The 18,076-nt window shown below is 67.5% G+C and carries 22 protein-coding genes; 17 read left to right on the top strand and 5 right to left on the bottom strand.

From position 1 onward, the window contains the following. The first annotated feature begins 48 nt into the window (after positions 1-48). The 12 genes from hrcA to AAY78_RS15480 all read left to right on the top strand — a co-directional run bounded on the left by hrcA (position 49) and on the right by AAY78_RS15480 (position 10,113). A complete protein-coding gene (gene hrcA / locus AAY78_RS15535; protein ID WP_046749200.1) occupies positions 49-1,080 on the top strand; it encodes a heat-inducible transcriptional repressor HrcA in 1,032 nt (343 codons plus the stop codon). A gap of 36 nt (positions 1,081-1,116) precedes the next feature. Further along, on the top strand, positions 1,117-2,232 hold the full coding sequence (dnaJ, locus tag AAY78_RS15530; RefSeq protein WP_046749199.1) for a molecular chaperone DnaJ: 1,116 nt from the start codon (positions 1,117-1,119) through the stop codon (positions 2,230-2,232). A 2-nt stretch (positions 2,233-2,234) separates the two neighbouring features. Then, positions 2,235-2,963 (top strand): 16S rRNA (uracil(1498)-N(3))-methyltransferase, encoded by a 729-nt coding sequence (locus AAY78_RS15525; RefSeq protein ID WP_046749198.1) that lies wholly within the window; start codon positions 2,235-2,237, stop codon positions 2,961-2,963. 66 nt (positions 2,964-3,029) lie between these two features. Continuing rightward, positions 3,030-3,380: an HIT domain-containing protein gene (locus AAY78_RS15520; RefSeq protein WP_046749197.1), complete on the top strand. Its 351-nt coding sequence runs from the start codon at positions 3,030-3,032 to the stop codon at positions 3,378-3,380. 79 nt (positions 3,381-3,459) lie between these two features. Continuing rightward, on the top strand, positions 3,460-4,485 hold the full coding sequence (locus tag AAY78_RS15515) for a PhoH family protein (RefSeq protein WP_231589740.1): 1,026 nt from the start codon (positions 3,460-3,462) through the stop codon (positions 4,483-4,485). Continuing rightward, entirely contained in the window at positions 4,482-4,940 is a 459-nt protein-coding gene (gene ybeY, locus AAY78_RS15510; protein WP_017202321.1) for an rRNA maturation RNase YbeY, read from the top strand. The genes AAY78_RS15515 and ybeY overlap by 4 nt, the downstream gene beginning before the upstream one ends. After that, positions 4,937-6,232, top strand: a complete 1,296-nt coding sequence (locus AAY78_RS15505) for a hemolysin family protein (RefSeq protein WP_046749196.1) — start codon at positions 4,937-4,939, stop codon at positions 6,230-6,232. Before ybeY ends, AAY78_RS15505 begins: the two co-directional genes overlap by 4 nt. Next, positions 6,225-7,121 (top strand): GTPase Era, encoded by an 897-nt coding sequence (gene era, locus AAY78_RS15500; protein ID WP_046749411.1) that lies wholly within the window; start codon positions 6,225-6,227, stop codon positions 7,119-7,121. Before AAY78_RS15505 ends, era begins: the two co-directional genes overlap by 8 nt. Before the next feature lie 54 nt (positions 7,122-7,175). Further along, positions 7,176-7,703, top strand: coding sequence for an RNA polymerase sigma factor (locus AAY78_RS15495; RefSeq protein WP_046749195.1), 528 nt, complete (start codon positions 7,176-7,178; stop codon positions 7,701-7,703). Next, positions 7,696-8,676 (top strand): hypothetical protein, encoded by a 981-nt coding sequence (locus AAY78_RS15490; RefSeq protein WP_046749194.1) that lies wholly within the window; start codon positions 7,696-7,698, stop codon positions 8,674-8,676. Before AAY78_RS15495 ends, AAY78_RS15490 begins: the two co-directional genes overlap by 8 nt. Beyond that, a complete protein-coding gene (locus AAY78_RS15485; protein WP_046749193.1) occupies positions 8,673-9,146 on the top strand; it encodes a hypothetical protein in 474 nt (157 codons plus the stop codon). Before AAY78_RS15490 ends, AAY78_RS15485 begins: the two co-directional genes overlap by 4 nt. A gap of 13 nt (positions 9,147-9,159) precedes the next feature. After that, positions 9,160-10,113 carry an NADP-dependent oxidoreductase gene (locus AAY78_RS15480; RefSeq protein ID WP_046749192.1) on the top strand — a complete coding sequence of 318 codons (954 nt, stop codon included), beginning with the start codon at positions 9,160-9,162 and terminating at the stop codon, positions 10,111-10,113. Between the two features lies 1 nt (position 10,114). Here the strand turns inward: AAY78_RS15480 and AAY78_RS15475 are convergent, their stop codons facing one another. Continuing rightward, positions 10,115-10,762 (bottom strand): hypothetical protein, encoded by a 648-nt coding sequence (locus AAY78_RS15475; RefSeq protein ID WP_052748808.1) that lies wholly within the window; start codon positions 10,760-10,762, stop codon positions 10,115-10,117. 193 nt (positions 10,763-10,955) lie between these two features. Between AAY78_RS15475 and leuA the strand changes: the two genes are divergently transcribed. Next, complete coding sequence (leuA, locus tag AAY78_RS15470; RefSeq protein ID WP_046749191.1) at positions 10,956-12,710, top strand: 2-isopropylmalate synthase; 1,755 nt, start codon at positions 10,956-10,958, stop codon at positions 12,708-12,710. Positions 12,711-12,782: 72 nt separating this feature from the next. On the opposite strand, the gene AAY78_RS15465 is transcribed toward leuA, so the two are convergent. Next, entirely contained in the window at positions 12,783-13,163 is a 381-nt protein-coding gene (locus tag AAY78_RS15465; protein WP_046749190.1) for a VOC family protein, read from the bottom strand. A gap of 66 nt (positions 13,164-13,229) precedes the next feature. On the opposite strand from AAY78_RS15465, the gene AAY78_RS15460 reads away from it, so the two are divergent. Continuing rightward, a complete protein-coding gene (locus tag AAY78_RS15460; RefSeq protein WP_046749189.1) occupies positions 13,230-13,973 on the top strand; it encodes a TetR/AcrR family transcriptional regulator C-terminal domain-containing protein in 744 nt (247 codons plus the stop codon). 5 nt (positions 13,974-13,978) lie between these two features. Here the strand turns inward: AAY78_RS15460 and AAY78_RS15455 are convergent, their stop codons facing one another. Further along, entirely contained in the window at positions 13,979-14,671 is a 693-nt protein-coding gene (locus tag AAY78_RS15455; RefSeq protein ID WP_046749188.1) for a trimeric intracellular cation channel family protein, read from the bottom strand. A gap of 34 nt (positions 14,672-14,705) precedes the next feature. Here AAY78_RS15455 and recO point away from each other — a divergent pair, with 34 nt between their 5' ends. Beyond that, entirely contained in the window at positions 14,706-15,449 is a 744-nt protein-coding gene (gene recO, locus AAY78_RS15450; protein WP_046749187.1) for a DNA repair protein RecO, read from the top strand. Continuing rightward, positions 15,446-16,249: an isoprenyl transferase gene (locus AAY78_RS15445; protein WP_046749186.1), complete on the top strand. Its 804-nt coding sequence runs from the start codon at positions 15,446-15,448 to the stop codon at positions 16,247-16,249. The genes recO and AAY78_RS15445 overlap by 4 nt, the downstream gene beginning before the upstream one ends. Here AAY78_RS15445 and AAY78_RS15440 read toward each other — a convergent pair. After that, complete coding sequence (locus AAY78_RS15440; RefSeq protein ID WP_046749185.1) at positions 16,189-16,800, bottom strand: ATPase AAA; 612 nt, start codon at positions 16,798-16,800, stop codon at positions 16,189-16,191. The two genes, AAY78_RS15445 and AAY78_RS15440, sit on opposite strands and share 61 nt — an antisense overlap. Before the next feature lie 69 nt (positions 16,801-16,869). Here AAY78_RS15440 and AAY78_RS15435 point away from each other — a divergent pair, with 69 nt between their 5' ends. After that, positions 16,870-17,556, top strand: a complete 687-nt coding sequence (locus tag AAY78_RS15435) for a DsbA family oxidoreductase (RefSeq protein WP_046749184.1) — start codon at positions 16,870-16,872, stop codon at positions 17,554-17,556. A gap of 14 nt (positions 17,557-17,570) precedes the next feature. Here the strand turns inward: AAY78_RS15435 and AAY78_RS15430 are convergent, their stop codons facing one another. Further along, positions 17,571-18,065: a glutathione peroxidase gene (locus AAY78_RS15430; RefSeq protein ID WP_046749183.1), complete on the bottom strand. Its 495-nt coding sequence runs from the start codon at positions 18,063-18,065 to the stop codon at positions 17,571-17,573. Between the last annotated feature and the right edge of the window lie 11 nt (positions 18,066-18,076).

The raw sequence follows: 18,076 nt of genomic DNA, 5'->3' as shown, positions 1-18,076 counted from the left end.
GTAGGATTGGCACTCTGAACGTCCGAGTGCCAGCGGAAGGGAAGGGCGATGGTCACAGAGCGAGGGCTGCAGGTTCTCCGCGCGATCGTGCAGGACTACGTCGAGACCCACGAACCCGTCGGCAGCCGGTCGATCGTCGACAGGCATTCCTTCGGCGTCTCGGCCGCCACGATCCGAAACGACATGGCGCTGCTCGAGGATGAAGAGCTGATCACCGCTCCGCACACCTCGTCGGGAAGGGTTCCCACAGACAAGGGCTACCGCGTCTTCGTGAATCATCTCGCCCAGTTGCGCCCGCTCTCTTCGGCACAGCGCTCGGCGATCGAGTCGTTCCTGGGCGAACCGGCCGATCTCGACGACCTGATGGTGCGCACGGTGCGGGTGCTGACGCAGCTGACGGGTCAGGTCGCGCTCGCACAGTATCCGTCGTTCGCGCGTGCGCACGTGACGCATGTCGAGCTGGTGGCTCTGGCACCGAACCGGCTGCTGATCGTTCTGGTCACCGATGCCGGCGGCGTGTCACAGCGGATCGCCCCCCTGCCGGAGATCATCGACGAGTCCGACCTCGCGGTGCTGCGTGCACGCCTGTCGTCGTTGATCACCGGGCAGGGCATCGGTGAGGCATCCGACCGTCTCCAGCTGCTGCTCGGGGCGGAGGACAAGCCTCAGGACGCGGTGCTCCGCACGCTCGCCGGCGTCGTCGTCGACGAGCTCGGCGGCTTCCGTCAGGAACGTCTGGTGATGGCGGGGGCGGCCACCCTCGCGCGTCGGGAACAGGACTTCCGCGGGAGCATCCATCCGCTTCTCGAGGCGATCGAGGAGCAGGTGACGCTGCTGCGACTGATGAGCGAGATGGTGACCGACGAGCACGGTCTCGCGGCCAGCATCGGCACAGAGAATGCCCCCTTCGGCCTCGGTGAGGCGTCGATCGTGGCCAGCAACTACGCGGCCCCCAGCGGCACGGCGCGAGTCGGCGTGATGGGGCCGACGCGCATGGACTACCCGAGCAATCTCGCCGCAGCGCGGGCCGTGGCCCGCTACCTGTCGCGGATGCTCGACGAAGACGAGGCCGGCCGCTGACGCGGTCGCCACGAGAACACACGCAGAAAGGCGATTGTGGCGGACCACTATGAGGTTCTCGGGGTGTCCCGGGACGCTTCCACCGATGAGATCAAGAAGGCGTACCGACGCCTTGCCCGGCAGCTGCACCCGGATGTGAACCCCGGGGACGACGCTGCGGAGAAGTTCAAGCTCGTCACGCATGCGTACGACGTCCTCAGCGACGACGAGTCACGCCGCCGCTACGACATGGGCGGCGGAGACGGCGCCGCGGGGAACTTCGGCGGCTTCGGCGGTTTCGGCGACATCTTCGAGACGTTCTTCGGTGCTTCTCAGGGGGGAGGGCGCGGTGCGCGTCCACGGTCGCGTCGGGAGCGGGGCCAGGACGCCCTCGTCCGGGTCACGCTCGACCTCGGCGACGTCGTGTTCGGGGCGCATCGGGACATCGAGGTCGACACCGCCGTGCTGTGCGAGACGTGTCAGGGGTCGTGCTGTCAGGAGGGCACCTCGCCGGTCACGTGCGACATCTGCGGCGGCTCCGGCCACGTGCAGCGTCAGGTGCGCAGCCTGCTCGGCAACGTGGTCACCTCTCAGCCCTGCGGCACCTGCGAGGGCTACGGCACGACCATCCCGTATCCCTGCGGCACCTGCGGTGGTCAGGGTCGCGTGCGTTCGCGCAGAACGGTGTCGCTCGACATCCCCGCCGGCGTCGAGACGGGCCTCCGCCTGCAGCTTCCCGGTTCCGGTGAGGTCGGCAAGGCGGGCGGACCGAACGGTGACCTGTACGTCGAGGTGACCGTCAACCCGCACGCGGCGTTCAGTCGCGAGGGAGACGACCTGCTCGCGACCCTCGAGGTGTCGATGACCGACGCGATCCTCGGTACCGAGACCAAGATCCAGGCACTCGACGGCGAGGTCGACCTCGAGATCCGTCCCGGTGTGCAGTCCGGTGACGTGCTCACGATCAAGGGACGGGGCATCACCCCGCTCCGCGGCACGCAGCGCGGCGATCTGCGGGTCGGCGTCCAGGTGCTGACACCGACTCGACTGGATTCCGCGCAGCGTGCGCTGATCGAGGACTTCGCGAAGAAGGCGAAGTCTCCGGGGCCCCAGCTCGCCCAGTTCCAGCAGGGACTCTTCTCCAAGCTCCGCGACCGCTTCCGCAGCCACTGATCATGGCACTGCACTTCCTCGTCGAATCGTCGACGGATGCCCGAGTCGACGACCTGGTGTCGTTGACCGGAGCCGAAGCCAAGCACGCGGCCGTCGTCCGTCGTCTGCGCGTCGGCGAGGCTGTCACCGTCGGCGACGGCGCGGGCGTGTGGCTGACCGGTGTGGCAGAGGAGGTGTCTCCCTCCCGAGTGGAGGTCCGTGTCGCGGAGCGCGTCGAGCACCCCGCTCCGACGCCTCGGGTCGTTCTGGTACAGGCTCTCGCGAAAGGAGATCGCGATGAGCTCGCCGTGCAGGCGGCCTGCGAACTCGGCGTCGACGAGATCGTTCCCTGGCAGGCGAGTCGGAGCGTCTCGCGGTGGGAGGGCCCGAAGGCGGTGAAGGGACGGGAGCGCTGGGCGACGATCGTCCGCGAGGCCGCCAAGCAAGCACACCGCGCCTGGGTGCCCGCCGTCGCATCACCCGTCTCGACGGCTCAGCTCAGGGAGCGCGCGGCCTCGCAGCGCCTCCTGCTGCTCGACCCGACGGCGCCCACGCGACTGTCGGAGATCGAGCCGGACGGCCGCGACCTGGTGCTGGTGGTGGGACCGGAAGGCGGGATCTCCGACGAGGAGCTGCGTCACCTGACGGAGGCGGGGGCAGAGCGTGTGCTCCTCGGCGAGACGGTGCTCCGTACCTCGACGGCGGGCCCGGCCGCGATCGCCGTGCTGTCGGTGGCACTCGGTCGATGGTGACCCCGCCCGACCGGCACGGGACGGGCCCGAGGTCGTCGTCACGCTCCGGTCAGTAGACTTGACGGTATGACGGAACCCTCGATCTTCACGCGCATTCTGAACGGGGAGATCCCTGCCGACATCATCGGCGAGACCGACCGGCTGTTCGCGCTGCGCGACATCGCCCCGCAGGCGCCCGTGCATCTGCTCGTGGTGCCGAAGTCGGCAGAGTATCGAGATGTCGTCGAGGTCGCGGCCGCAGATCCCTCTCTGCTCGCCGAGATGGTCGCTTTCGCGGGCGAGCTCGCGGCGGAGCACACGGAGGACGGCGACTTCCGCCTCGTCTTCAACACCGGCGCGAACGCCGGACAGACCGTTTTCCACGTCCACGCGCACGTGCTGGCCGGCGGATTGACTGAGAAGAGTGTCGGTGCCTGAGAACCACGAGCCCCAGGAGCGGAGCCTGGGCGGCCGACCTCCCGAGGCGGTCGAGAAGATCTACGCGGACGGCGTCGCCATGGTGCAGCTGCTCGGACCGCAGGACCGGCTGCTGCGGATGCTGGAGCGTGAGCACCGCGATGTGCAGGTGCTCGTCCGTGGCAACGAGATCACACTCAGCGGTGACACCGACGCGGTCGCGAAGGCGAGGGCGCTGGTCGAGGAGCTGCTCGCCATGACGAAGGCCGGGCAGGACCTGGCACCGAGCGACGTGTCCAGTTCCGCGCGGATGCTGCGCCAGGAAGGAGGACCGCGCCCCAGCGAGGTTCTCGGCGAGGCGATCCTGACCACGCGCGGCAAGGTGATCCGTCCGAAGACCCTCGGGCAGAAGGAGTACGTGGACGCGATCGAGGAGAACACGATCGTGTTCGGCATCGGTCCGGCCGGTACGGGCAAGACCTACCTCGCGATGGCCAAGGCCGTCCAGGCGCTCCAGCGCAAGGAGGTCACCAGGATCATCCTCACGCGCCCCGCGGTCGAAGCGGGAGAGCGGCTCGGCTTCCTCCCCGGCACGCTCACCGACAAGATCGATCCATACCTCCGCCCGCTGTACGACGCTCTCAACGAGATGATGGACCCCGAGATCGTCCCTCGCCTGATGGCGACCGGCACGATTGAGGTGGCACCCCTCGCCTACATGCGCGGGCGCACCCTCAACGACTCGTTCGTCGTCCTCGACGAGGCTCAGAACACCACGCCCGAACAGATGAAGATGTTCCTCACGCGTCTCGGTTTCGGCACGCGGATGGTCGTCACGGGCGATATCACGCAGGTCGACCTCCCGCAGGGATCGTCGGGGCTCCGCCTGGTGACCCGAGTGCTCGACGGCATCGACGACATCCATTTCGCCCGTCTCACCAGCGACGATGTGGTACGGCACTCGCTGGTCGGACGCATCGTCGACGCGTACAGCGAGTACGACGAGAAGCGCACCGCAGCGCGATTCGAGCGCGAGCAGGCGGCGGAGTTCGCCAACCGTGCCGATCGCCGGGGAGCACAACGACCTGGACCGCGTGATCGCGCCCCGAAACGAGGACTCTCATGATCGAGATCAACAACGAGTCGGCCATCGACGTCGACGAGACCGTGCTGCAGCGACTGACCGATTTCAATCTCGCGCAGCTGCACGTCAGCCCTGACGCCGAGGTGGCCATCGTCCTCGTCGACGAGGGCGCCATGGAGGCGCTTCACGTGCAGTGGATGGACGAGCCCGGCCCCACCGACGTGCTGAGCTTCCCGATGGATGAGCTGCGCCCCGGTACCGAGGACCGTCCGACCGCCCCCGGCCTGCTCGGCGACATCGTGCTCTGCCCCCAGGTGGCCGAGACGCAGGCGCAGGCGGCAGGACACACCCTGATGGATGAGCTCATCCTGCTCACGACCCACGGTCTGCTGCACCTCCTCGGCTTCGATCACGCCGAGCCCGACGAGGAGCGTGAGATGTTCGGACTGCAGAAGGAGCTGATCCAGGGTTTCGCGGCTGCTGAACGCCGACGATGACTGCTGTTCTCCTCCTGATCGCCGCCGTGCTGCTGGTGGCGTTCGGCGGTCTCATGGCCGCGATCGATGCGGCGTACGGGGTGACCTCGCGTGCCGGACTCGCCGACATGGCGACCGAGGGCCGCAGGGCCAGGGCACTGGAGCGTATCGCCTCAGATCTCGACGCCCACGTGAACGCGGTGGCGTTCATCCGCGTCCTCGCAGAGGTGACGGCAGCCGTGCTCGTGACGGTCGCCTTCACCATCCTGATCGAGAACAACTGGTGGGCGATGCTCGCCGCCGCGGTGCTCATGACGGCGATCACCTTCGTGCTCGTGGGGGCGAGCCCGCGGTCGTTCGGGCGTCAGCACGCCGAGGGCATGATCCGCGGCACCGCGTCGATCGTGCGCGGGCTCCGCATCATCCTCGGCCCCCTCGCGCAAGGCCTGGTCCTGCTGGGAAACCGGGTCACCCCCGGCACGGGGCGCAGCTCCTTCACCAGCGAGGATCAGCTGCTGAGCATGGTCGACGAGGCAGCGTCGAACGATCTCATCGAAGAGGACGACCGCGACCTCATCCACTCCGTCTTCGACTTCACCGACCAGTTCGTCCGCGCCGTGATGGTGCCGCGCACCGAGATGGTGACGGTCGATGCCACGGCGACCACCGACGAGGCGATGGCACTCTTCCTGAATCGCGGCGTGTCCCGGATGCCCGTCGTCGACGACGAGGCCGATGACGTGGTGGGAGTGCTGTACCTCAAGGATCTCGTGCAGTTCGCCTACCGCGACGACAGTGCGTGGCGCGCGGCGTCGATCCGTCCGATCGCGAGGCCGGCGACCTTCGTCCCCGAATCGATGCGAGCGGAGACCCTCCTGCAGCAGATGAAGCGCGATGCCGTGCACGTCTGTCTGGTGATCGATGAGCACGGCGGGATCTCGGGTCTCGTGACTCTCGAGGACCTCATCGAGGAACTCGTCGGCGAGATCTCCGACGAGTACGATCAGGTATCGGCGGAGTTCGTCGATCTCGGTCACGGACGATATCGCGTGAGTGCTCGCCTCTCGCTCGAAGACGTCGGCGATCTGTTCGGGCTCGAGCTCGAGGACGAGGACGTGGATTCGATCGGCGGTCTGCTCGGGAAGGCGCTGGGACAGGTTCCCCAGCCCGGCGCCACGGCGACCGTGGAAGGTCTGGTGCTCACCGGCGGTGCATCGCGGGGGCGTGGACGAGGTATCGCGACGGTGTTCGTGGAACGTGCGGCGGGGGAACCCGACGCTTCGCAGGATGAAGGAGATCGAGACGATGACTGACGACACCCGAAGCGGTTTCGTGACCTTCGTCGGCCGCCCCAACGTCGGGAAGTCGACGCTCACGAACGCCCTCGTCGGCGAGAAGATCGCGATCACGAGCGAGAAGCCGCAGACGACACGTCGCGCTATCCGCGGCATCGTCAATCGCCCGGAGGGGCAGCTCGTCATCGTGGACACCCCGGGGATCCACAAGCCGCGCACGCTGCTCGGCGAGCGGCTGAACGACCTCGTGGAGCAGGTGCTGGGCGACGTCGACGTCATCGGATTCTGCGTTCCTGCGAATGAGAAGGTGGGCCCGGGGGACAGGCGGATCGCGGCATCCCTCGACGGGTACCCGCGCGCGAAGAAGATCGCGATCGTGACCAAGATGGATGCGGCCGGCCGTGACGAGGTCACGGAGCGTTTGCTGGAGGTCGATTCGCTGCGCGAGGACTGGGCCGCGGTCGTCCCGCTGTCCGCCCTCACCCGCGAGCAGCTCGACGTGCTGTCGGACGAGATCCTGACGCTGATGCCGAAGGGGCCCGCGCTGTACCCGGAGGGCATCACGACCGACGAGTCGCAGGAGGACCGGATCGCCGAGATGATCCGCGAGGCCGCTCTCGAGGGCGTGCGCGACGAGCTTCCGCATTCGATCGCCGTCGTCATCGACGACATCGCGCCGAGGGAGGGCACCGACCTCACCGACGTGCACGCATCCATCGTCGTGGAGCGTGACAGCCAGAAGGCGATCATCATCGGGCATAAGGGCAAGCGTCTCAGCGAGGTGGGCGCGCGAGCGCGTGCGGGCATCGAGGAACTGCTGGGGACGCGCGTCTTCCTCGGGTTGCATGTGAAGGTCGCGAAGGAGTGGCAGCGCGACCCGAAACAGCTCGGCAGACTCGGGTTCTGAGATGACATCCGGCACTACGTCGATGGCGGCGGGAAGGCCGCCGACCCCGACGACATGAGCGGCCGCAGCGAAGACCCGAATCCGCTGCGCGACGAGGTCTTCAGCCGGGTGTTCGACGAACACTGGGCAGCCGTTCGGCACCACATCGAGGGCGTGGTCGGCGCCGAGGCCGAGGTCACCGAGATCGTCTCGGAGGTCTTCCTGCTCGCCTGGACGAAGCTGCGCCCTGTCCGTCCGCCGAGTCGGGTCTGGCTTCTGCGGGCAGCTGATCGGCGACTGGGTGCCCGCTCCGGTCGTACGTCAGCACCGCACGGTGTGTTCGATGCCGTGCGTCTCGGCGTCTCCGGCGAGGAAGGTGAACCCGATCCTGTCGGCAGGGTGGCGGTCATGCGTGCTTTGGCTGTCCTCACTCCCCGCCAGAGGCGTATCATCATGCTCACGTACTGGGACGGACTCACGGTGGGGGAGATCGCGGAGTTGTCGCGCACTTCCGAGTTCCGGGTGCGGAAGTCGCTGGGACGTGCGCGGGAACGCCTGCGTGCGGAGCTGGGTCTGGAGGGGCTGATAACGGGTGATGATTGACGATGCCGTACTCGAACGGATGCTGATCGATGCCGATCCCGCACCGACGCCGCGTGAGGCGGCACCCGATGCCCGGGCTCTCGCGACCAGGGATCGTATCCTCCGCACGAGTGCGGCGCCTCGCAGGAGACGTCAGCGGGCGATCGGCTGGGCCTCCGGGCTGACGGCGGTCGCCGCATCCACCGCCCTGGCCTTCGCCGTCTTCTCGCCCCAGGGCGCCGCGGTGGCCGGGATGCCATCGCCTCTCGACTTCGAAGGCTCGACCACGGTCGCGCAGACGGTGGATGACGCGGACGCGGCTCTCGCCGGTCCGACCGGACCCGCAGCGCCGGAGCGCGCCGTGCGGACCGCCTTCTGGGGGTTCTCGGTCGAGGTCGAGGCGAAGGTCAGCAAGGTCGTCCCGCAGCTCTCCACGCTCACGTGGGAACCGGACGGCTCGGGCCGGATGACGATCGTCGCCGGCGTCCCCTACGATCCGGAGGACGCGGTGGCGAGCAACGCCGCCGAGGTGACCAGCAGTGGGGAGGTCGTCACCGACCTCGTCATGGCGCCGGGCGATTTCTACACCCCGTGGACCGACGTGCCGGGCGAGACGCGTCAGGACATGATCGCCATCCTCCGTGCCTTCGGCATGCCGGAGAACCCGACGGCGTACGACGTCGAGGTGGCTTTCACGTCGGTCCTCGACCAGTGGACGCTGACGAACGCGCAGCACCGCGAGCTGCTCGCGCTCCTCGAGGAGGCGCAGGGCGGGGAAGCGCTCGGGATGACGAAGGACCGTCTGGGGCGGGAAGTGAACGGCGTCAGGGTCATATCGCCGGATGGCGCCGCCAGCGATCTGATCCTGGTCTCCCGTGACACCGGCAGGATCGTGGGCGTCGAACGCACCGTGTTGATCGCAGACGACGTCTTCGCCGCCGGTTCGATCATCTCGTATCAGATGTGGGACCTCGATGAGGAGGAGATCAGATGAGGCCGAGGGTTATCGTCGCTGCGACGATGCTGAGCGCAATACTGCTTCTCAGTGCGGCACCGGCGCAGGCTGCTCTGGAGGGCGACGACGCTGTCGCTCCCGAGATCATCGCGATGCTCGAGGAAGTGCCCGGCGGTGTGATCATCGATTCGACGCATGCGGCGTGGCCCGCGCTCGGCATGGAACTCGCGATCGGGACCATCGCGCTCCGGTCGGCGCGTTCGGTCGGGAGCTGTGCGACCGATCGGTTCTGCGCCTACAGCGCCGGGTCGCTCGGCGGCAACAAGCTCACGTTCAGCGTGTGCAGCGTCAACACGATTCCCTCCACGTTCATCGCGAAGTCGGTCGCCAATGCGCGGAGCTCCGGCCACGTGCAGGCGCGAAACGGCAGCACCACGGTCACCACCGTCAACGCGGGAAGCTGGGCGAACCTCGCAGGCACGGTCAACAACCTCCGCTGCGTCCTCTGAGCAGGTCCGAGCGATGACGGCGGTGGTCTCTCGAGCGCGGCACTGGGTCGCCGCGGGGTGGGGTTCGCCCGACCTCTGGGAGTTCGTCGAGCACGACATTCCGGCTCCGGAACACGGAATGGTCACCATTCGCGTCCTCGCCGCCGGGGTGAACCCCGCTGATGCGAAACATGTCGCTGCTGCCCGACCGGGCATCGAGCTGCCGGTGCCGATCGGGTATGAGGTCTCGGGAGAGGTCTCGGCAATCGGCCAGGGTACCCGCATCGGTTCGGGCGCTGTCGACATCGGCGACGAGGTCATCGCCTTCCGCGTGCGAGGCGGCTATGCGACCGCGGTCACCGTCCCGGCTGAGAAGGTCTTCGCGAAGCCCTCCACCCTGACGCATCCGGAGGCGGCGAACCTGCTCCTCGTGGGTACGACTGCCGCGGAGATGCTCGCCGTCACCGGTGCGGCGCCGGGGGAGACGATCCTGCTCCACGGTGCCTCCGGTGCTGTCGGTGCGAGCGTGCTGCAGCAGGCACGCCTGCGCGGCATACGCGTCATCGGAACGGCGAGCGAGTCCCGGTTCGACGAGGTGCGACGATTCGGAGGGCTCCCGGTGCGCTACGGCTCGGGGCTCGCCGCACGTGTGCGCGCTCTGGCGGACGGGCCGATCGCTGCGGCATTGGACGCCGTGGGGACGCACGAAGCGGTGGATGCATCGCTCGAACTGGTAGGCGATCGTCGGCGGATCGTGACCATCGCCGCGGCTGACCGCGCGACGGCCGACGGCATCCTCGCCATCGCCGGCTCCATGCCCGAGAGCGCACGTTTCCGGGATGAGGTCCGCAGCGAGCTGGTCGCTCTGGCGCAGAACGGCGATCTCGTCGTTCCCCTGGCCCGCACGTTTCCGCTCTTCGAGGCACGCGCGGCCCACCGACTCCTCGCCACGGGTCACCCCGGAGGCAAGCTCGCGTTGATCCCGTAGCTCAGTCGATCTCCCGAAGCGCTGAGGTCACGATCACGACGCCGTCACCGAACTCCGCGTCAGCGGCCTCCTGGATGGCACCGTCATCCCACGTGACGCTGAGCCGGACGTAGCCGCGGTCCGTGCTGACGGTGAGCGCCTCTCCACCGAGACGGGTGGCGATGTCGTCCTGGATCCTCGTGAGCTCGTCGGCCGGTGTGGTGCCGTCGACGCCGCCCGTCGGATCCTCCGTTGGGATCGGGTCGAACAACGCGAGCATGATCGGTGGATCGGTGTTGGTGAGCCGTTCACCGTCGTAGGTCGCGTAGACGGCGTATGCGCCCCAGGTGGTCTCTCCGCTGGACTCGCTGCCCTCGAGTCCGGCCCAGGACCAGCCGGCGAGAGGCACTCCGCTGCACTGGGGCGGATGCGATTCCATGATCGCTCCCAGACACAGCTGTACCTCGCCCGCCACATCGAGCACCGTGCCCACGCCGATCACGCGCCCTTCCGGGAGGTCAGGCCGGACGTCTTCGAGCCCCTGCCCTGATGGTGCAGACGTGCTCGTCGGCGCCGCGGAGCCTCCGGGCCCGGAGGTGCAGGCGCTCAGGAGCAGCAGGCCGAAGACGGAGGCGACGGCGAGGGTCAGGCGACGCGGCGATGTGCTCATATCGGGGAGTGTCGACAGCGAAGGAAACGTCTCACACCCGTCGAATCGGCGGAGTCAACCCTGCTAGCATGACCACATGCCTTTCGGCGGTCTGCTTCTTCTTAGCTGCCGCGACGAGTCCTAAAGCTAGGGCCTTCCTCGTCGCGGCGCTTGTGTTGGCCCGTTTACCCTGACGAAGAGAAGAAGCCCCATCATGCAGAACACTCAGCGCCCGTCCGCGATGCCGATCCACAAGTACCGGCCGTTCCACGAGCAGATCACCGTCCAGCTGCCGGACCGCACCTGGCCCGATGCCCGCATCACCGAGGCGCCCCGCTGGTGCGCGGTCGACCTCCGCGACGGCAACCAGGCGCTCATCGACCCGATGTCGCCCGAGCGCAAGCGCGTCATGTTCGAGCTGCTCGTCAGCATGGGGTACAAGGAGATCGAGGTCGGCTTCCCCTCCGCGAGCCAGACCGACTTCGACTTCGTGCGTCAGCTCATCGAGGAGAACCTCATCCCCGACGATGTCACGATCCAGGTCCTGACGCAGGCCCGCGAGCACCTGATCGCCCGCACCTATGAGGCGATCGCGGGAGCGAAGCAGGCCATCGTGCACCTGTACAACTCCACGAGCGTGCTGCAGCGCGAGGTGGTCTTCCGCACCGACAAGCAGGGCATCATCGACATCGCACTCGAGGGCGCCCGGCTGTGCCGGGAGTTCGAGAAGACGATCCCCGACACGAAGGTGTACTACGAGTACTCGCCCGAGAGCTACACGGGGACCGAGCTCGAGTTCGCCGTGGACATCTGCAACCAGGTGATCGAGGTCTTCGAGCCCACGCCCGACCGCAAGGTCATCATCAACCTCCCGGCGACCGTCGAGATGGCATCGCCGAACGTGTATGCCGACTCGATCGAGTGGATGAGCCGCAACCTCGCGCACCGCGAGAACGTGATTCTGTCGCTGCACCCGCACAACGACCGCGGCACCGCGATCGCGGCCGCCGAGCTCGGATACATGGCCGGGGCCGACCGTATCGAAGGCTGCCTGTTCGGCAACGGTGAACGCACCGGCAACGTCGACCTCGTCGCGTTGGGGATCAACATGTTCACGCAGGGCATCGACCCGCAGATCGACTTCAGCGACATCGACCAGGTCAAGCGCACGGTCGAGTACTGCAACCAGCTGCCGGTGCCCGAGCGCAGCCCGTGGGCGGGTGACCTCGTCTTCACGGCATTCAGCGGCTCCCACCAGGACGCGATCAAGAAGGGGTTCGAGGCCATGGCGGCCAAGGCCGAGGCGCAGGGCGTCACGGTGGATGAGATCGAGTGGGCGGTGCCGTACCTGCCCATCGACCCGAAGGACCTCGGTCGCTCCTATGAGGCCGTGATCCGCGTGAACTCGCAGTCCGGCAAGGGTGGCGTCGCCTACCTCCTCAAGGCCGACCACGCGATCGATCTGCCCCGCAAGCTGCAGATCGAGTTCTCCGGAGTCGTGCAGGCCAAGACGGATGCCGAGGGCGGCGAGGTCACCAGCGAGCAGATCTGGTCGATCTTCAACGACGAGTACCTCCCCGCCGCCGACACCGCAGCCAAGTGGGGGCGCTTCGAACTGCTCGCGACCCAGACCCGGAGCGACATGTCGGGCGACGTGGCACTTGACGTGGTGCTCCGCGACGACGATCAGCAAGTGTCCGTCACGGGCAACGGCAACGGTCCGGTCGCGGCGTTCGTCGAGGTGTTGCGTGGACAGGGCTTCGACATCACGGTCTACGACTACGTCGAGCACGCTCTCAGCGCCGGCGGAGACGCGCAGGCCGCGGCCTACGTCGAGCTGCAGGTCGGCGACCAGCGCCTGTGGGGTGTAGGCATCGACGGAGACATCTCCACCGCATCGCTCAAGGCGATCGTCTCGGGTGTGAACCGTTCGATCCGCACGCGTCAGCAGGAGCTGGCAACCGTCTGATCCCGGTTCGAATCGCGCGATCGGTCGTGTCCGTCGACAGGAGGGGACCGATCGCGCGATTCGAGGTAGAGGTCAGTCCACCCACTGCACCAGCTGCCAGATGAGGCCGTTGGGGTCGGCGAACTGACCATAGCGCTCACCCCAGGGTTCAGTCTCCGGAGGGGTGACCACACGAGCGCCTGCGTCGGCGATGCGGGTGAACTCCCGGTCGATATCGTCGACGACGAAGACGATCAGGGTGCCCTGACCGGCGGAGCCGGCGATCTCTTGTGGGCGGAACGTCGAGAGCCCGGTCTGGAGGAAGATCATGTTCGGGACGGGCCCCGGGTGCTGCAACGAGACGAAGCCGTCCGCGGACATCGCCTCCTCGAAGCCGAAGTGCGTCGTGGCGAAGGCGGCGGAGGCCGCCACGTCGGGGACGTTGAACGAGAGGGCGGTCTGAGTGATGTTCACGGTTCTCCATTCCAAAAGTCTGTACAGTGTACAAGGTTAAGGCGGAAGCGGTCTAGGCTATTCCCGATGGCCAAGAATCTCGTCGATCTGCTCTGGCGGCACAGCCCCGCGGCTCCCGTGACCCGCCAGCGCGGGCCGAAGGCACGTCACTCGGCGGATGACGTCGTGGATCGTGCCGTCGCACTGGCCGACGCCGACAGCCTCGGCGCGGTGACGATCCGCTCGCTGGCGCAGTCCCTCGACCTCACCCCGATGTCGATCTACACGCACGTCAACAGTCGCGCCGACCTGCTCGTGCTGATGGCGGATGTGATGCACGCCAGTCTTCGCAGTGAGCCCGCGGAGGCCTCGGGCTGGCGTGGGGCGGTCCGGGCGGTCGCCGAGGACAACCTGCGCCTCTTCCGCGCTCATCCATGGCTCATCGACATCCACGATCCCCGTGTCGCATTCGGCCCTGGCACCATCGCCAAGTACGACCGGGAACTCCATGCTTTCGACGACCTCAGTCTCAGCGACGTGGAGCGTGACGCGGCGCTGAGTTTCGTGCTGGACTTCACTCTCTCTGCGGCGGCTCGGATGCGCGAGGAGCAGCGCGCAGCGGCGTTCGCGGCATCGTGGGCAGAGGCCGCACCGCGTCTGGCGGGCTACCTCGGTGAGGAGATGCCGCTCGCCAGGTCGGTGGGTCGGTCTGCGGGGGAAGCCATGGGCGTTCCCTACGACGCTCGAACGGCGTGGGACTTCGGTCTCGAGCGAGTGATCGACGGACTCGCCGGCATGGTACGCGGCGCGGACCGCCTCCGCGGCACCTGAACCGGTCAGTCCTGAGGCTTCACGATCGCGATCGCGCCGGTCTCCGCGGCGACCTTACGGCGGTAGAGACGGCGCTGCTCCGGGAGCGAGACATCGAACGTCACCGCGAGGATCCGGATCACGGCCGTCACGACGATGCCGATGACCGCCGCGAGGGGAATCGGCATCCCGAGTGCGACGGCGATCACGATGAACGTGCACCCCGCTCCGGCAGCGACCGCATACAGCGAGCCGACGTGCATGATCGCGGTCGGCAGGCCCATCAGCATGTCGCGGAGCACGCTTCCTCCGACCGCGGCACAGACGCCGATGAAGACCGCCGGCACCTCGGGAATCCCGAAGGCGAGGGCCTTGCTCGTGCCGAAGGCGCCGAACATGCCGATCACCACGGCATCGAGGACGACGATGGCGGTGTTCAGGCGGGTGAAGAGCCCGGCGAGCAGCATGCCCAGAAGCGCGGCGCCGGCCGCAGTGACCAGGTACCACTGATTCTGCAGCGTGGCGGGGGTCTGCCCGAGCAGGATGTCGCGGATCAGACCACCGCCCATCCCGATCATGATGCCGATGATGGCCACCCCGAGCCAGTCGAGCCGTCTCTGACCCTGGAAACCCGATGCGAACATCGCGCCCTGGACTCCGCCGAGGCCGACGCCGAGCAGGTCCGCCCAGAGCGGAATGATGAAGAGCGGTTCGGTCACCCGTTCATTCTCGCGCACGGAGGATAATCGAAGGGTGCCCACCTATCGAGACGAAGCGGTGATCCTGCGCACCCACAAACTCGGTGAGGCGGATCGCATCGTCACGATGCTGTCGAGACGGCACGGCAAGGTCCGCGCGGTGGCGAAGGGAGTGCGCCGGACGTCGTCCAAGTTCGGCGCCAGGCTCGAGCCGTTCATGGTCGCCGACGTGCAGCTCTACCAGGGCCGCTCGCTCGACATCGTGCAGCAGGCCGAGTCCCTCGGCTCTTACGGCACCGACATCGCCGCACACTACGACCGCTTCACCGCGGCCAACGCCATGGTGGAGACGGCGGACCGTCTGAGCGACGCGGAGGCCACTCCCGATCAGTACCTGCTGCTCGTCGGCGGGCTGCGGGCGTTGTCGCGGGGAGAGCACGTCGCACGGAGCATCCTCGACTCGTACCTGCTGCGGGTGATGTCGCTGTCGGGTTGGGCGCCATCGCTCGACGAGTGCGCCCGCTGCGGCACCCCAGGGCCGCACTCGCGATTCGTCGCTCAGCTCGGTGGGCTCGTCTGCCAGAACTGCGCCCCGGCAGGCAGCCCGCGTGTCGCAGAGAAGACCCTGGCGTTGCTCCGTTCGCTCATCGCGGGGGAGTGGGACGTGATCGACGCAGCGGCGCCGGCCGACACCGCCGCAGCCTCGGGACTTGTCTCCGCGTACGCCCAATGGCATCTGGAGCGCGGCATCCGCTCCCTCTCCCATGTGTCAGACATCACTTCAGAAGGAGCACGGTGAGCCCGAAGCCCTATACGCACAAGGACGCCGTCCCCTATCGACCGCTGGACTGGACAGGTTCGTACCCGCCCGCGTTCCGGTCCGTACCCGAGCACGTGGCGATCGTCATGGACGGCAACGGCCGGTGGGCGAACCGCCGGGGACTCAACCGCATCGAGGGGCACAAGGCGGGGGAGGAGGTCTTGCTCGACGTGGTCGCCGGCGCGATCCAGGCGGGGGTCAAACACCTCTCGGTGTACGCCTTCTCGACCGAGAACTGGGCGCGTTCGCCGGAAGAGGTCCGCTTCCTCATGGGTTACAACCGCGACGTCCTGCACCGCCGTCGCGATCAGCTCAACGAATGGGGTGTGCGCATCCGCTGGGCCGGCCGCAAGCCGCGCCTGTGGGGCAGCGTCATCAAGGAGTTGCAGCACGCTGAGCGACTGACCCGCGACAATGACGTGCTCACGCTCACGATGTGCGTCAACTACGGCGGCAGGGTCGAACTCGTGGATGCCATGCGGGCGATCGCCGACGATGTCGCGGCAGGGCGCGTGAAGCCCAAGGCGATCACCGAGAAGATGATCCGCCGCCATCTGTACGTCCCCGACATGCCGGACGTCGATCTGTTCCTGCGCAGCTCGGGCGAACAACGTACCTCGAACTTCCTGCTGTGGCAGTCGGCATACGCCGAGATGGTCTTCCTCGACACGCTCTGGCCCGATTTCTCGCGCGAGGAGCTGTGGCGGGCGATAGGGATCTACCTGTCGCGCGACCGTCGCTTCGGCGGTGCGATCGACGTTCCCGACGCCTCTGCCTGAGCACGCAGCCACCGTCTCGTCTCCCGCGGATGACGGAGACGGACGATCGTGAGGTGCGGGAAGCGCTCCTGCAACGCGGGGAAGCGCTCCGTCCACTTGTGAAGTGTCGCTGCCTGCCACGCGAGGATGTTCTCCTCCGGATCACGGCGGAACATGGTCCACGGCCCCTTCTCGCGGTTGCCGTTCCAGAGCTCGAGCCGCAGCACGCCTCGAGCCAGCGTGCGCCGGATCAGGCGGCCTCGCACCACGCGGTACGGGTAGTCGAGCCAGATCGCGAGCTGTGCGCGCGGGGGGAGGATCTCGTCCGTTCCCTTGCTCGTGTACTGCCACTCGGTGATCCAGTGCTCCTCCGCTGCGAAGGCCCGCACGTCGTCGAGGAACTCGGAGCGCGGCGTCCACTCGGGGCCGTGGAACAGGCCGTCGATCTCCACATGGCGCAGGTTCCACAGGCGGGCCAGCCGTCGGGCGAGCGTGGTCTTGCCGGACCCTGAGACGCCGGCGACGAGCACGCGCTCGGGGACGGAGGGCAGCGGGTCTTCGGCGGAGAGCATCCGAGAATCCTATCCGCGGCTCGGATCGGGTTCGGAATAGCCCGTAGGTGCATGCGGTTGCATAGCAGTGTGACTGAACCCATCTCCATCGACATATGGTCCGACATCGCCTGCCCCTGGTGCTACATCGGCAAGCGCAACCTCGAGAAGGGTCTCGAAGCGGTCGCGGCCGACGAGGACGCACCGCAGGTCAACATCACCTTCCACTCGTTCGAGCTCTCGCCCGACACCCCCGTCGACTTCGACGGTGACGAGATCGACTTCCTCGCAGGCCACAAGGGCATGCCGCGCGAGCAGGTCGAGCAGATGCTCTCGAACGTGACGGGTGTGGCGGCGAACGCCGGCCTCGAGTACCGGTTCGATCTGCTGCAGCACACGAACACGGTGAAGGCGCACGAGCTGCTGCACTTCGCCAAGGCAGAGGGGCTGCAGCACGAGATGGAAGAGCGGCTCATGTCCGCCTACTTCACCGAGGGCAAGCACGTCGGTCGCATCGATGATCTCGTCGAGCTGGCTGTCGAGGTCGGGCTGGACGCAGACCGTGCCCGCGCAGCACTCGAGAGCGAGCAGTACCTGCCCGCCGTGCGTCAGGACCAGGCGCAGGCCCGCGCCTACGGAATCCAGGGCGTGCCGTTCTTCGTCGTCGACGGCCAGTACGGCATCAGCGGCGCGCAACCGCCCGCGGCGTTCGAGAACGTTCTCCGCGACCTCTGGTCCAAGCGCGGAGAGGCCGAGTCGGAGACCGCGGCCGTCTGACGGGCCGGCGCGTTCTAGCGGGTCAGCGCCGCTTCGATCGCACTGACGATCTCGGGGGCGTCCGGCTTCTGCTTGGGCCGGAAGCGCAGGACGTCCCCGTCCGGCAGCACGAGGAACTTCTCGAAGTTCCATTCCACGCGGCCGGCTTTGCCACCGGCGTCGGGAGTCTCCTTGAGCGCCTTGTAGAGCTCGGCGGCGTTCTTGCCGTTCACCTTGACCTTGTCGTTGACGGGGAAGGTGACGCCGTAGGTCGTCGAGCAGAACTCGAGGATGTCGTCGACAGAGCCGGGCTCCTGACCGAAGAACTGGTTGCAGGGGAAGCCGACGACGGTGAACCCGCGATCGCCGTACAGACGCTGCAGTTCCTCCAGCTGCTCGTACTGCGGCGTCAGCCCGCACTTGGACGCGACGTTGACCACGAGCACGACATCGGCGCCCAGATCGTCGAGCGTCTTCTCCTCGCCCTTCGCGTCGGTGAACGGGATGGTGCGGAGCGAGGATTCGGTCATATGCACAGCTT

This window comes from Microbacterium sp. Ag1, assembly GCF_001005635.1.
Classification (GTDB): Bacteria; Actinomycetota; Actinomycetes; order Actinomycetales; family Microbacteriaceae; genus Microbacterium; species Microbacterium oxydans.
This window is presented reverse-complemented; position numbering and strand designations above follow the sequence as displayed.

What these genes read in the sequence shown, in the direction of transcription:
- AAY78_RS15495 (WP_046749195.1), top strand. Translation starts at nt 7,176, where the DNA reads ATGAGCGGCCGCAGCGAAGACCCGAATCCGCTGCGCGACGAGGTCTTC.
- AAY78_RS15485 (WP_046749193.1), top strand. Translation starts at nt 8,673, where the DNA reads ATGAGGCCGAGGGTTATCGTCGCTGCGACGATGCTGAGCGCAATACTG.
- AAY78_RS15480 (WP_046749192.1), top strand. Translation starts at nt 9,160, where the DNA reads ATGACGGCGGTGGTCTCTCGAGCGCGGCACTGGGTCGCCGCGGGGTGG.
- AAY78_RS15520 (WP_046749197.1), top strand. Translation starts at nt 3,030, where the DNA reads ATGACGGAACCCTCGATCTTCACGCGCATTCTGAACGGGGAGATCCCT.
- era (WP_046749411.1), top strand. Translation starts at nt 6,225, where the DNA reads ATGACTGACGACACCCGAAGCGGTTTCGTGACCTTCGTCGGCCGCCCC.
- AAY78_RS15440 (WP_046749185.1), bottom strand. Translation starts at nt 16,800, where the DNA reads ATGCTCTCCGCCGAAGACCCGCTGCCCTCCGTCCCCGAGCGCGTGCTC.
- AAY78_RS15490 (WP_046749194.1), top strand. Translation starts at nt 7,696, where the DNA reads ATGATTGACGATGCCGTACTCGAACGGATGCTGATCGATGCCGATCCC.
- AAY78_RS15460 (WP_046749189.1), top strand. Translation starts at nt 13,230, where the DNA reads ATGGCCAAGAATCTCGTCGATCTGCTCTGGCGGCACAGCCCCGCGGCT.
- AAY78_RS15515 (WP_231589740.1), top strand. Translation starts at nt 3,460, where the DNA reads ATGGTGCAGCTGCTCGGACCGCAGGACCGGCTGCTGCGGATGCTGGAG.
- ybeY (WP_017202321.1), top strand. Translation starts at nt 4,482, where the DNA reads ATGATCGAGATCAACAACGAGTCGGCCATCGACGTCGACGAGACCGTG.
- hrcA (WP_046749200.1), top strand. Translation starts at nt 49, where the DNA reads ATGGTCACAGAGCGAGGGCTGCAGGTTCTCCGCGCGATCGTGCAGGAC.
- AAY78_RS15525 (WP_046749198.1), top strand. Translation starts at nt 2,235, where the DNA reads ATGGCACTGCACTTCCTCGTCGAATCGTCGACGGATGCCCGAGTCGAC.
- AAY78_RS15430 (WP_046749183.1), bottom strand. Translation starts at nt 18,065, where the DNA reads ATGACCGAATCCTCGCTCCGCACCATCCCGTTCACCGACGCGAAGGGC.
- AAY78_RS15505 (WP_046749196.1), top strand. Translation starts at nt 4,937, where the DNA reads ATGACTGCTGTTCTCCTCCTGATCGCCGCCGTGCTGCTGGTGGCGTTC.
- leuA (WP_046749191.1), top strand. Translation starts at nt 10,956, where the DNA reads ATGCAGAACACTCAGCGCCCGTCCGCGATGCCGATCCACAAGTACCGG.
- AAY78_RS15475 (WP_052748808.1), bottom strand. Translation starts at nt 10,762, where the DNA reads ATGAGCACATCGCCGCGTCGCCTGACCCTCGCCGTCGCCTCCGTCTTC.